Here is a 12,821-nt window from a genome sequence, read left to right on the forward strand (position 1 = left end):
TATAATCGTTACTTAAAGTGTAATGCAAAATCATGAAGAAATGGTGCAGATTATGATGTGTCTGCATAATTTCTTCAGAATTGCTTGTTATTGTGGAGTTGAAATTACATTTTAGGTAATCATATTGGCTCAAAAATGATTAATACGGAGGCGGTATAGTGAAAAAAATGACCCGAATTTTTGGGATAACAATAATTACAGTAGTTGGTCTTGCTGCATGCGGACAAACGAATACAGACCATAAAAACCATGAATCTACAAAAGAGAAGAAAACAGAGCAAAAGGAAATGAAAATGAATCAGGAGGTAACGGCGCCAAAAGAAATGAACCAAGGTGCATCTAATGATTTATTAACGACAAGTTTAAAAAATGTAACGAGATTAAACACAAACGACCCTTTGCAAATGGCAGTATTAACTTCACAAACGATATGGCCAGCAACTCATAAGGAGAACCAGCCAGGTGCTGTTATTTTAGTACCAGCAAGCGAGTGGCAATTAGGTATTGCGAGTGCAGACCTTATTCATCATCCGAATAACGGGCCGATTTTATTTATAGAAAAAGAAAAGATACCGGAAATGACGTTAAAAGAAATAAAACGATTAAATCCAATCGGAACGAAAGATGGAACACAAATTATGGTGATGGGGGATGTAGGTACTAGCGCGCTTGAGCAATTAAAAGGTTATAAAGTAAAACAAATAAAAGAAACGGACCCAGCTATATTTGCGAAGGATGTTGATAAGGAGTATGCCGATATAACAGGAAGCTACCCAAATAGTGTTATTATCGGTTCGTCTGCAGAAGAAGGACGTTTATATACAACCCCCGCTGTAAATTGGATTTCTCATATGCCGGAACCACTACTCTATACAGAAAAGAATAAAGTGCCAGAAGCGACAATAGAGGCACTAAAAATGAGAAAAGATAAAGCAAATATATATGTATTAGGGCCAGAAAAAATTGTTTCAAAAGAAGTAGAAAAAGAGCTAAGCAAATACGGGAAAGTAACGCGTATTAGTGGAGAGACCCCTACAGAAAACTCGATTGCGTTCGCTAAATTTAAAGATGAAAAAACAAAATTTGGCTGGGGATTCACAAAACCTGGTCACGGTTTATCATTTGTTTCAAGTAAAACACCAGATTTAGCAGTTGCTGGGGCACCTTTTTCACATATGGGTAAACACGCACCTGCTGTATTATTAGAAGAAGGTAAAGCTTCACAACCAGTGTATGACTTCCTTGCAAGCATTCAGCCGAAGTTTAAAGATGATCCAACACTTGGACCATATAATCACGGTTTCTTATTAGGAAGTACGAGTGATATTTCATTTGAAACACAAGGAATACTAGATGAGAGGTTAGAAATTGTTCAGGAAAGTGGTCAAGGACACGGTGGACATTAATGAAATGAGAAAAGATGCTACTGATATAGCGTCTTTTTTTATTTTCCTCGACAAAATATGACAAAAAAGTTGTAACTGTTTCTGTTATGATAGTTTCGAAAATCTTACATTTTACATAATCGGAGGAAAAAGAATGTATAAAAAATTGGGTACTATTGCTTTAACAGGTGCACTTGCTTTTAGTTTATCTGCTTGTGGTGAAACTGAAGTTAAAGAAGTGAGTAAAAACGATGCTCCTAAACAGGCTGAAAAGAAAGATAAAAAGGAAAAAGCTGAAAGCAAGATTTATAAAATTGGAGATACTGTAGAAGTTAATGGTCTACAACTTACTTTCAGTTCAGCTAAATTCGTTGAGCCTAACGAATACGTAAAAGCTGAAAAAGGGAAAGTACTAGAAATCGCTTTTAACGCTAAAAATAATGGCAAAAAAGATATATATTTTGGAACTTCTGAATTAAAAATTGCTGATACTAACGGCAACCAATTCAAAGAGTACTTTGGTGGGGAAAATACGTTTATAAATGAAAATATTGCGCCAGGTAACCAAATTACAAACAAAATGTTATTTGATGTACCAGAAGGCGATAAGTTTGTTGGTACATTTAAACCTACATTTACATTTGACGAGAAATCAGTGAAATTTGAATTTGAAGTTGCTAAATAAGGAGAGATTGAAATGAAAAGAACAGCTGAATTTGTATTAGGTCTTATTGGAGGTATTTTTGGTATTATTTGTGCATTTGTTGCTTTATTGATCGGCGGTATGGGAGCTGCTTTTGAAGCTGATGGAGCAAATACTGTTATTGGTTTAGGTTGGGGAGCTGTGGCTCTATCAATCTTAGGAATTGTTGGATCTGTTATGGTAAGAAGTAAAGCGAAGGTTGGCGGTATTATGATGACTGTGGCTGCTATCGGTGGATTTATTTGTATTTCTATAATTTACTTATTACCAGGCGTATTACTATTAATCGGTGGGTTAATGGGTATATTCCGTAAGGATAAAGCAACTGTATCTGCATAAAATGAGCACTCGAAAGAGTGCTCTTACTATTTTCATTAAATTAGTATAAACTCCTCTAACCCTAAACTATCCAAACTAAACCTCATATATGAAGTGGAAATATCTATAGAACTTTAAATGAACTAAATTACATGTGCATTTTTCATCCATCCAAACAAAGTTTTCTTCATTTGACATACTGTAGAATCCGAAATCATTGTACGTTAAATCAACAATAGGTGATAGTATATTTAAAGTTTCCTAAAAAAGAAGCTACGAAGGTAATATCATTTTTAGGAAACTTTTACATAGCAAAAAATCTTCTACTCGTTATATAATAGCTTTCGTGCAGTCGGCTAGATTTTCTTATGGAGAAAATCAAATTATAAAGGAGTAGAGGAGTGATATTTTGTTTCAAACGATAAAAAATGACTGGTTTTCTAATGTGAAAGGGGACGTGTTATCAGGAATTGTCGTTGCTTTAGCGTTAATCCCTGAAGCGATAGCCTTCTCTGTTATTGCAGGCGTGGATCCGACAGTTGGACTATACGCAGCCTTTTGTATTGCAGTTACCATTTCATTTGTTGGCGGAAGAACTGGAATGATTTCAGCTGCAACAGGTGCAATGGCATTATTAATGGTAACGCTTGTTAAAGATCATGGTTTGCAATATTTATTTGCTACAACAATATTAACAGGTATTGTCCAGATTATTTTTGGCGTGTTCAAACTGAGCTCATTTATGAAGTTTGTTCCGAAATCTGTTATGAGTGGTTTTTTAAATTCACTTGGAATTTTAGTTTTTACAGCGCAATTGCCACATTTTAAAAATGCAACTTGGCAAATGTATGCACTCGTTGTATTAGGACTTGCAATTATATATTTATTTCCACGTATTACAACGGCTGTACCTTCTACGCTTATTTCAATTATTATTGTGACGAGTATTGCACTTATGAGCGGATTACAGTTGAAAACAGTAGGAGATATGGGAAGCCTGCCGAAAGAATTACCGTTCTTTAGTATTCCTGACGTGCCTTTTACACTTGAGACATTAGGGATTATTTTACCTTATGCAGTTATGCTTGCAATTATCGGTTTACTAGAATCATTATTAACAGCTTCAGTTTTAGATGATATGACGCATACGGAAAGTAATAAGCATAAAGAGGCACGTGGACAAGGGATCGCAAACATTGTTGCTGGTTTCTTCGGAGGAATGGCAGGTTGTGCAATGATCGGTCAATCTGTTATTAATATTAAATCAGGTGGACGAGGTCGCCTATCAACATTTGTAGCGGGCGGATTTTTAATCGTATTACTATTCGTTTTAGGAGATTATGTCGTTCATATTCCGATGGCAGCTTTAGTTGCAGTTATGATTATGGTTTCAATCGGAACGTTTGATTGGAACTCTGTAGCAACGATTCATAAAGTGCCAAAAGGGAACGCATTCGTCATGATCGTAACAGTCGTGGTCGTTCTTATCACTCATAATTTGGGATTAGGTGTAATTATCGGAACAGTAATTAGTGCGGTTTTATTTGTATTCAATATGGCAAAGATTCACGTGAAACATTTATATATTGAAAATAAGAAAATATACGAAATTCACGGTCAACTCTTCTTTGCATCTACAGCAGATTTTATAAATGCTTTTTCATTGGATGAATATATAAAAGAAATCGAAATGAACTTTACTCATGCGCACGTATGGGATGATTCGGCAGTGGCATCAATTGATAAAGTTATTATGAAATATGAACAAAGTGGCGTGAAAGTAAGTATAACAGGATTAAATGAACGTAGCTCAAAACTTGTTGCAAATTTAGCTACTTATAATAAAAGAATTGCTAGTTAAAAGCCTCCTTTTTAGGGGGCTTTATTATATAATACGAGTAGGATAACGAAAAGGGGATTCAGCATATGTACAAACAAATTATATTAGCATGTGACGGTTCTGAACATGCACTTCGAGCAGCGGAACATGCAACATATATTGCAAAATGTAGCGAAGAAACAAATGTTGAAGTTGTGTACGTAGTAGATAATAGAACGGCAAAATCAGATATTATACAAGGTCAAACAGATTTAGAAACAATATCAGCTAGTCGAAAAGATAAATTAAAAGAGATTGAAGGTTTATTAAAGAAAGAGAACATTTCTTATACAATTACGATATTACATGGTGATCCTGGAGATACAATTGTTCAATATGTGAATACAGGAGATATAGATCTTGTCATTGCTGGAAGTAGAGGGCTCAATACACTGCAAGAAATGGTGCTGGGAAGTGTAAGTCATAAAATAGCAAAGCGTGTGAAATGTCCAGTGATGATTGTAAAATGAAATAGAATGTAACGAAGACCTTAGTATAACTGAGGTCTTTTTTTATGTATAAATGACTCTTATTTGTGGAAATACTAGATATATAAGTTGAAAAGATGTTAACTTACAAATTTGTAAGTTAGTTGTTAGAGAAATCGATGTTATGAAATTTTTCCCATTGGTAAAATAAAAGTATCAAAGGGGAGATAGGGAGGATGGAAGTAATGAAATCATTTCAAAATTTGTCATATAGCCAAGGTGTCAGTCTTATTTGTTTAGGGGGATTTGCTGCATCTGTTACGTTAGCCGTTTTAATAAAGGTGTTTCATCAAATCTTTTAATCTTATAGTAGGGAAGGAATGGGTTGTTATCATTAGTAGGAACAGCAATGAAAATAAAAAATAGCTCTTAGCATGTATGTAAATGCTAAGAGCTATTTTTATGCTTGTTATATATTATTTAAGCTTGTTTTGATTTTACTGACCCTGTATTTAAAGTAAGAGCAAGGAAGAACATTGCAAGTACGCAAGATGCAAGTAATAAGATGAATCCGCCATCCCATCCGAATGCATCTACGATAAAGCCCATAGCTGCACTAGCGAAAGCTGCTCCGCCTAAGTAACCGAAGAATCCAGTTAAGCCTGCTGCAGTTCCAGCAGCTTTCTTTGGTGCTAAATCTAGAGCGTGTAGACCAATTAACATAACCGGTCCGTAAATTAAAAATCCAATTGCGACAAGTGCGATACTATCAACCATTGGATTACCAGGAGGGTTTAACCAGTAAACAAGAACTGCGATAAATACACCAACCATAAATAGAATACCAGCAGGTGCACGACGTCCTTTAAATAGTTTATCACTCATCCATCCGCAAAGAAGTGTACCTGGAATACCAGCCCATTCATATAGAGCGTAAGCAGTACGTGAGCTACTATGAGTAAAGCTTTTTTCTTCTACTAAATAAGTAGGAGCCCAGTCTACAACGCCGTAACGTACGAAATATACGAAAACGTTCGCAATAGCGATGTACCATAAAAACTTATTGTTTAATACGTATTTAAATAAAATTTCCTTTACTGAAAGTTCGCGTTCGCGATCTTTTACTTTTTCATCTGGTGGATATTCCCCAGTATGTTCTTCAATAGAAGGTAGTCCACAAGATTGAGGTGTATCTTTCATCGTAATTAATACATAAATACCAACTAAAATTGAAAGAATACCTGGGAAGTAAAAAATACTTTTCCAGTCATCTGCGAAGAAGTATAAGCCTAATGTTACAAGGGAAGGCATAAGCGCTCCGCCAACATTATGAGCGACGTTCCAAATAGACATTTTTGTACCACGTTCGCTAATAGAGAACCAGTGAACCATCGTACGACCACAAGGAGGCCATCCCATACCTTGTACCCATCCATTTAAAAACTGAAGTACAAACATAAGTATAATGCTCGTTGTAATGAAAGAAAATGAGCCGAAAATAATATTAATGATACCTGATAAAAATAGCCCAGCTGCTAAAAAGTAGCGAGGATTACAACGATCGGATACGATACCCATAAGAAATTTACTTAATCCGTAAGCAATAGAAACTGCTGAAAGGATAACCCCAAGTTCCCCTTTACTAAAGCCTTGCTCGATTAAGTATGGCATTGCTAGTGAAAAGTTTTTTCGAACAAAGTAGTAGCCTGCATAACCGATGAAGATACCTAAGAATACTTGTAAACGTAATTTACGGTATTCGCTATCAACGCGATCAGCTGGTAAGCGTTCCGCGTGGGGCGCAGGTTTAAATAATTGTGTGAAAAACATAAAATGAAAATCCTCCCCTAATTAATTCGAAGCGTTTTAAGACAGAGAATATAAAAAGGCCATGAAATATAAAAAAGTTTCCTTTTTTATGATTCATAGCCGTGTACTCCGTTTCTCCGTGACTGTCAATATTAACTTCGTCGAAAATTATACAACTTTGTGACAAAAATGTAAACGTTTTTATGAATAAAAGTATTGACGGATTTTGTTCGCGGGATTAATATTTAAATACGTTAAATATTTTATTGTTTAAATAAGAGGTGGATAACATGCCAAATGATATGACGCATATCGATAAAATTCAAGCTCTTGCCTTTTCGATTGGAAAGAAAATGCAGACGGAGTTATTAGAACAAATGCAAGCAACAGGACTTACACCACCGCAGTTTTATATTTTAAAGATTTTAGATCATTATGGGGCTTCAAGAGCGACAACATTAGCAAAAAAGATGTATGTGAAGCCTAGCGCAATTACAGTGATGATTGATCGTCTAATCGATCAAGAACTTGTAGAACGCTATCACGACAAAGATGACCGTCGTGTTGTCATCATCGAGTTAACGAAAAAGGGGAAAGCTAGAGTAGAAGAGGCAATGACAGCTCGCAACGAGCATATTGCAAAATACTTTTCACATTTAGAGTTGCAAGAAAGAGAAGATTTATTACGTCTCTTTGAGAAGTTAGAAACCATTATTTGCGGGACACAAGAGAAAAAAGAGAATAACTAAGAGGAATTGAGGAGATTACATGGAGCAACAAGAAAATCAAAATAGAAAGTTGTTGTTAATCGGTTTAGTAATCGCGATGCTATTTGCTGCATTAGATGGAACAATTGTTGGTACAGCAATGCCACGTATCGTCGGTGACCTAGGCGGATTAAGTTTAATGACATGGTTAACGACAGCTTATATGTTAACATCAACGACAGTTGTACCAATTGCAGGTAAATTAGCGGATTTACTTGGTCGTCGTAACGTATATATAACAGGGCTAGTTATTTTCATGATTGGTTCGGCGTTATGTGGTATGGCGAATGGTATGACAGAATTAATTATTTTCCGTGGTATTCAAGGTCTTGGTGGCGGTATTATGATGCCAATGGCTATGATTATTATTGGAGATATGTTCACGGGAAAAGAACGTGCGAAATGGCAAGGTATTTTTGGTGCGTTATACGGTCTTGCTTCTGTAATTGGACCGCAAGTTGGTGGTTGGATTGTAGATGCAGTGAACTGGAGATGGGTATTCTACATTAACTTACCGGTTGGTATTTTAGCAACAATCTTTATTGCAATGGGATTAAAATCACATAAACAAACAGGACCAATTAAAATTGATATCGCTGGAATCTTTACGATGATTCTAGGTGTTGTAAGTTTATTACTTGCGCTAACGTTTGGCGGAAAAGATTATGCATGGGATTCTTGGCAAATTATCGGTTTATTCGCACTAGCTGTAATTGGTATCGTTAGCTTTGTTATTGTTGAAACGAAAGCTGAAGAGCCGATTTTACCAATGCATTTCTTTAAAAATCGCACATTTACAATACTGAATGCGATTGGATTCTTTATGAGTATTGGAATGTTCGGCGCGATTATGTTCGTACCATTCTTCATGCAAGGTATTGTAGGAGTAAGTGCTGCTGAATCAGGAACAATTATGACTCCAATGATGATTACAATGATTGTAATGAGTATTATCGGTGGGCAACTTGTATTAAAAGTTGGTGTAAAACCACAAATTATCGCAGGTATGCTTATTATGGCCGGTGGTTTTTGGCTATTAACAACGATGGATATGCACACAACGAAGCTTACAGCTACTTCTTATATGATGGTTATCGGTTTAGGAATGGGTCTTGTAATGCCGACATTAACATTAGCGTTACAAGAAAGCTTCCCGAAAAAAGACCTTGGTGTCGTAACGTCATCAAGTCAGTTCTTCCGTCAAATTGGTGGAACATTTGGTATTACAATTTTAGGATCAATTATGAATAACACTTCAGGTACAACGTTAACAAATAAATTAGTACCTGTATTAGATACATTCCCGAAAGAAGCGGGACAAATGGTAACGAAATTTAAAGATATGATTCACACAGATCCACAAGGTTTATATTCGATGCTATTTAGCCCAGAGGCATTAAAACAAATGCCAGAAGCGTTTGCTAACAGCATTGTACCTATTTTGAAAAACTCTTTAGTAGACTCGCTTCATACTGTATTCTTAACAGGATTAGTATTTATCGTAGTAGGTGCCATCTTTACGATTTTCTTACAAAAAATTAAACTATCAGATCGTAAAAAAGATGCTGAAGAGCCTGCTGTTGAAGAAAAAGAAAAAACTGTATCATACTCGTAATGAAGAAGCATCGCCTTATGGCGGTGCTTTTTTGAGTATAACCTTAAAAGCTTTTTAGTGAGAAATGATTGACGTATTTTTAGAAATACGTTATATTATTTTCTGTAAACGGTTACATGAAATGAGGAGAAAAGAGAATGAGTACGATTAAAGACGTTGCGAAATTAGCGGGAGTATCTGTTGCGACCGTTTCCAGAGTTCTAAATAAAAATGGATATGTTCATGAAGATACATTAAAAAAGGTAGAGCGTGCAATAGAGATGTTAGATTATAAGCCTAGTACAGTAGCGCGTTCACTGTATAATAAAAAGTCTCGTTTAATTGGCTTAGTTGTTCCGAATATCGTGAATCCGTTCTTTCCAGAAGTTGCACGTGCCGTAGAAGATGTAGCACATAAACAAGGTTACACAGTTGTTCTTTGTAACTCTGATGAAAGTTTAGAAAAAGAGAAACAATACATTGATGTACTTAGACAAAATAATGTAGATGGATTTATTGTAGCAACGAATCCACAAAATAGTGTTAATTACATGAATTTATCTGTTCCGGTTGTTGCGATTGACCGTATGTTTAATGAGCGTATTCCTACTGTATATGCAGATAACTATGCAGGAAGTCAGGCTGCGACAAAGTTGTTACTAGATAAAGGATGTAAACATATTGCACATATTCGCGGACCACGTGATGTGAGTACTGCAAATGAACGTTTTGAAGGTTTTGTAGACGTTATTACGCAAAATAATCTTTCGTATATGATTGCGGAGAGTACGTTTGAGCCAGCAAATAGTGAGCGTGTAGCGATGGAATTATTAGAAGAATACCCGCATATTGATGGTATTGTTGCTGGGAATGATTTAATTGCGATTGGTATTGTAAAGGCTGCACTTCAAAAGGGGATTGCCATTCCAGATGATTTACAAATTATCGGATTTGATGGCATTTCTTTAACGGAAATGATGTATCCATCTATTACAACAGTTGCACAACCGATATATGAAATGGGGAAAATTGCAACAGAGTTGTTGTTAGAGCAAATGGAAGGAAATACATTAGAAGAGAAACACTATCGTTTGCCAATTGAAATTATAGAACGAAATACAACGAAGTAAGGAGATGAAACAGATGCCAAATATTGCAGTAGTAGGAAGCATTTCAATGGACTTAGTGGCTGTTTCAAAAAAAACGGCCGAAAGCAGGAGAAACAGTAATTGGTGAAGCGTTTCATACAATCCCAGGAGGGAAAGGGGCAAACCAAGCAGTTGCTGCAGCTAGGTTAGGAGCAAATGTAGCAATGGTTGGAGCGGTAGGAAATGATGATTATGGAACAGTAGTTAGAAAAAATTTAGAGAACGAACGCATTTTTATCGATTATGTGGTACCGGTTACAGATAGAACGACAGGAATTGCTCATATCGTTTTAGCAGAAGAAGATAACAGTATTGTTGTCGTACAAGGGGCAAATGCTCTTGTAAATAAGTCAGTTGTAGATCGCTCCAAAGACCTTCTTGTAAAAGCGGATATGGTTGTTCTTCAACTAGAAATTCCACTTGAAACAGTAAAATATGTATTGGCTATTTGTGAGGAACATAATATTCCTGTTATGTTGAATCCAGCGCCAGCACAAGTTTTATCAGAAGAAATTTTAGAAAAAGCAACTTATATTACGCCAAATGAACATGAGTGCCGCATCGTATTAGATGATTTTACATCACCAATTGAAGATTTATTGGCGAAGTATCCAAATAAATTATTGATGACAGAAGGTTCTAACGGTGTTCGTTTCCATAATGGAACAGAGATTGTACATGTTCCTAGCATTGCTGTTGATGTAGTGGATACAACTGGAGCTGGTGATACATTTAATGGTGCGTTAGCAGTTGCACTTTCTGAAGGGAAGACACTTCAAAAAGCAATTCGTTTCGCGAATATTGCCGGTGGTCTTTCTGTAACGAAACTTGGGGCACAGGGCGGTATGCCAACGAGAGATCGAGTGCGTGAAGTGCAGGTGATTGTTGGATGAAAAAGCATGGTGTATTAAACAGTGAAATCGCGGCAGTCCTTGCTTCACTTGGGCATACAGATACGGTTGTAATTGCTGATTGCGGTTTACCAATTCCTGACGGAGTAAAACGAATTGATTTAGCTGTTGAGATTGGAAAACCGAGTTTTTTAGAGGTGTTACAAGTTGTAGCTGATGATATGGCAATCGAAAAAGTGACGTTAGCAGAAGAAGTCATTATAAATAATGCGGAAGTAAATAAAGAGATCGAACGGAAATTAATAGAGCCAGCATTTGAGTATGTATCTCATGAACAATTTAAAGAGCATACAAAGAAAGCGAAGGCAATTATTCGTACAGGCGAGGCTACGCCTTATGCAAATGTAATTTTACATGCAGGCGTGATTTTTTAATAAAGGGAAGTGATGGGAATGCATATTGAAATGAAAAACATTTCAAAGGCGTTCAATGGCAATCCTGTTTTGAAGAATGCACAGTTTATGATTGAAACAGGAGAAGTCCATGCATTGATGGGGGAAAATGGAGCGGGTAAATCAACGCTCATGAAGATTTTAACAGGTGTATACAAAAAAGATGGTGGGACAATCAAGATTGATGGGCAAGAGCGCACCTTTAAAAATGCGAAAGAAGCTGAAGAGTACGGCATCGCATTTATACATCAAGAACTAAACATATTGCCGAATTTAACAGTAGCTGAAAATATGTTTCTCGGTAAAGAGTTAATGTATGGGAAAACAGGTATTTTACGCACTCGACAAATGAACGCGATTGCGCAGCAGCAACTAGCAGAGCTAGGGCTGCATGTAAGAGGCGCTATGTTAGCAGAGGAATTATCGGTTGGACAACAGCAAATTATCGAAATTGCGAAAGCATTAATGACAAACGCGAGCGTTATTATTATGGATGAACCTACTGCGGCACTGACGGATCGTGAAATCGAAACGCTCTTTACAGTAATCAATAAGTTACGTAAAGAAGGTGTTTCATTCGTGTACATTTCGCATCGTATGGAAGAGATTTTCTCAATATGTGATGCTATTACGATTTTGCGTGATGGAGAATACGTGGGAAAGAGATTAATTCCAGAAACATCATTTGATGAAGTAGTGAGTATGATGGTGGGGCGCAGCATTGGTGAACGTTACCCAGAGCGAAATAGTCAAATTGGTGATGTCATTTTTGAAATGCGTAATGGAACGAAGAAAGGGAAATTTGAAAATGTTTCGTTTCAAGTGAGGAAAGGTGAAATCCTTGGTGTAGCTGGTTTGATGGGGGCTGGTCGCACTGATATTATGAAAGCGATATTTGGTTATGAACCTTTAGACTCTGGACAAATTTTTATAAATGGACAAGAAGTAAAGATTGATAGTCCAATAGATGCAATTAGACAAAGAATTGCTTTCATTACAGAAGATAGAAAGTCTGAAGGATTAGTGTTAGATTTTTCAATTCGAGAAAATTTAGCTTTACCGAATTTAGAAAATCTTTCAAAGGGAAGTGTTCTAAGCAATGAGCTAGAACAACAGTTTACAGAGGATATGATGAAGCTTCTTAATGTGAAAGCATCTAGCGGAGAGCAGGCAGTGAAATCTCTTTCTGGTGGAAATCAGCAAAAGATTGTAATCGCAAAATGGCTAGGCATTCATCCGCAATTACTCATTTTAGATGAGCCAACAAGAGGTGTCGATGTTGGAGCGAAAAAAGAAATTTACTCTATTATGAATAAGCTTACAGAGCAAGGCGATGCCGTTATTATGGTATCATCTGAGCTTCCGGAAGTTTTAGGGATGAGTGATCGAGTTCTTGTTATTCATGAAGGAAAAGTCGGCGGAATTTTAGGGAAAGATGAGGCATCACAAGAGTCTATTATGGCACTAGCTACAGGGGGAGAGTAAGG

12 protein-coding genes and 1 pseudogene are annotated in these 12,821 nt (G+C 36.5%); 12 read left to right on the plus strand and 1 reads right to left on the minus strand.

Translation table 11 applies throughout. The features are described 5' to 3' along the window. The first annotated feature begins 158 nt into the window (after positions 1 to 158). The 6 genes from AC3WVZ_RS01330 to AC3WVZ_RS01355 all read left to right on the plus strand — a co-directional run bounded on the left by AC3WVZ_RS01330 (position 159) and on the right by AC3WVZ_RS01355 (position 5,075). On the plus strand, positions 159 to 1,406 hold the full coding sequence (locus AC3WVZ_RS01330) for an ArsR family transcriptional regulator (protein ID WP_074048026.1): 1,248 nt from the start codon (positions 159 to 161) through the stop codon (positions 1,404 to 1,406). A 133-nt stretch (positions 1,407 to 1,539) separates the two neighbouring features. Beyond that, positions 1,540 to 2,070: a DUF4352 domain-containing protein gene (locus tag AC3WVZ_RS01335; RefSeq protein WP_000277062.1), complete on the plus strand. Its 531-nt coding sequence runs from the start codon at positions 1,540 to 1,542 to the stop codon at positions 2,068 to 2,070. Between the two features lie 12 nt (positions 2,071 to 2,082). Continuing rightward, entirely contained in the window at positions 2,083 to 2,427 is a 345-nt protein-coding gene (locus AC3WVZ_RS01340) for a DUF4064 domain-containing protein (protein WP_000831286.1), read from the plus strand. 388 nt (positions 2,428 to 2,815) lie between these two features. Continuing rightward, positions 2,816 to 4,267 (plus strand): SulP family inorganic anion transporter, encoded by a 1,452-nt coding sequence (locus tag AC3WVZ_RS01345; RefSeq protein ID WP_233935906.1) that lies wholly within the window; start codon positions 2,816 to 2,818, stop codon positions 4,265 to 4,267. Positions 4,268 to 4,332: 65 nt separating this feature from the next. Next, on the plus strand, positions 4,333 to 4,755 hold the full coding sequence (locus AC3WVZ_RS01350; RefSeq protein WP_000277999.1) for a universal stress protein: 423 nt from the start codon (positions 4,333 to 4,335) through the stop codon (positions 4,753 to 4,755). 203 nt (positions 4,756 to 4,958) lie between these two features. After that, on the plus strand, positions 4,959 to 5,075 hold the full coding sequence (locus tag AC3WVZ_RS01355) for a DUF4027 family protein (protein WP_000834733.1): 117 nt from the start codon (positions 4,959 to 4,961) through the stop codon (positions 5,073 to 5,075). A gap of 118 nt (positions 5,076 to 5,193) precedes the next feature. Here AC3WVZ_RS01355 and glpT read toward each other — a convergent pair whose 3' ends face one another. Further along, on the minus strand, positions 5,194 to 6,543 hold the full coding sequence (gene glpT / locus AC3WVZ_RS01360; protein ID WP_000466385.1) for a glycerol-3-phosphate transporter: 1,350 nt from the start codon (positions 6,541 to 6,543) through the stop codon (positions 5,194 to 5,196). A 269-nt stretch (positions 6,544 to 6,812) separates the two neighbouring features. Here glpT and AC3WVZ_RS01365 point away from each other — a divergent pair, with 269 nt between their 5' ends. The 6 genes and pseudogenes from AC3WVZ_RS01365 (at position 6,813) to rbsA (ending at position 12,819) form a co-directional block, all read left to right on the plus strand. Further along, positions 6,813 to 7,271 (plus strand): MarR family winged helix-turn-helix transcriptional regulator, encoded by a 459-nt coding sequence (locus AC3WVZ_RS01365; protein WP_001132365.1) that lies wholly within the window; start codon positions 6,813 to 6,815, stop codon positions 7,269 to 7,271. A gap of 19 nt (positions 7,272 to 7,290) precedes the next feature. Then, on the plus strand, positions 7,291 to 8,904 hold the full coding sequence (locus tag AC3WVZ_RS01370; protein WP_000437647.1) for an MDR family MFS transporter: 1,614 nt from the start codon (positions 7,291 to 7,293) through the stop codon (positions 8,902 to 8,904). A 137-nt stretch (positions 8,905 to 9,041) separates the two neighbouring features. Beyond that, positions 9,042 to 10,013 (plus strand): ribose operon transcriptional repressor RbsR, encoded by a 972-nt coding sequence (gene rbsR / locus AC3WVZ_RS01375; protein WP_000104051.1) that lies wholly within the window; start codon positions 9,042 to 9,044, stop codon positions 10,011 to 10,013. A 13-nt stretch (positions 10,014 to 10,026) separates the two neighbouring features. Further along, positions 10,027 to 10,924, plus strand: a pseudogene (gene rbsK / locus AC3WVZ_RS01380) (ribokinase). Then, positions 10,921 to 11,316: a D-ribose pyranase gene (gene rbsD, locus AC3WVZ_RS01385; RefSeq protein ID WP_000716152.1), complete on the plus strand. Its 396-nt coding sequence runs from the start codon at positions 10,921 to 10,923 to the stop codon at positions 11,314 to 11,316. Before rbsK ends, rbsD begins: the two are co-directional and overlap by 4 nt. Before the next feature lie 18 nt (positions 11,317 to 11,334). Continuing rightward, complete coding sequence (gene rbsA / locus AC3WVZ_RS01390) at positions 11,335 to 12,819, plus strand: ribose ABC transporter ATP-binding protein RbsA (protein ID WP_000546778.1); 1,485 nt, start codon at positions 11,335 to 11,337, stop codon at positions 12,817 to 12,819. Positions 12,820 to 12,821 lie beyond the last annotated feature (2 nt).

Source organism: Bacillus sp. CPT56D-587-MTF (assembly GCF_058792335.1).

Excerpts from the sequence above, each read along its gene's own strand:
- AC3WVZ_RS01335 (WP_000277062.1), top strand. The coding sequence starts at position 1,540 with ATGTATAAAAAATTGGGTACTATTGCTTTAACAGGTGCACTTGCTTTT.
- AC3WVZ_RS01340 (WP_000831286.1), top strand. The coding sequence starts at position 2,083 with ATGAAAAGAACAGCTGAATTTGTATTAGGTCTTATTGGAGGTATTTTT.
- AC3WVZ_RS01350 (WP_000277999.1), top strand. The coding sequence starts at position 4,333 with ATGTACAAACAAATTATATTAGCATGTGACGGTTCTGAACATGCACTT.
- AC3WVZ_RS01355 (WP_000834733.1), top strand. The coding sequence starts at position 4,959 with ATGAAATCATTTCAAAATTTGTCATATAGCCAAGGTGTCAGTCTTATT.
- glpT (WP_000466385.1), bottom strand. The coding sequence starts at position 6,543 with ATGTTTTTCACACAATTATTTAAACCTGCGCCCCACGCGGAACGCTTA.
- AC3WVZ_RS01365 (WP_001132365.1), top strand. The coding sequence starts at position 6,813 with ATGCCAAATGATATGACGCATATCGATAAAATTCAAGCTCTTGCCTTT.
- AC3WVZ_RS01370 (WP_000437647.1), top strand. The coding sequence starts at position 7,291 with ATGGAGCAACAAGAAAATCAAAATAGAAAGTTGTTGTTAATCGGTTTA.
- rbsR (WP_000104051.1), top strand. The coding sequence starts at position 9,042 with ATGAGTACGATTAAAGACGTTGCGAAATTAGCGGGAGTATCTGTTGCG.
- rbsD (WP_000716152.1), top strand. The coding sequence starts at position 10,921 with ATGAAAAAGCATGGTGTATTAAACAGTGAAATCGCGGCAGTCCTTGCT.
- rbsA (WP_000546778.1), top strand. The coding sequence starts at position 11,335 with ATGCATATTGAAATGAAAAACATTTCAAAGGCGTTCAATGGCAATCCT.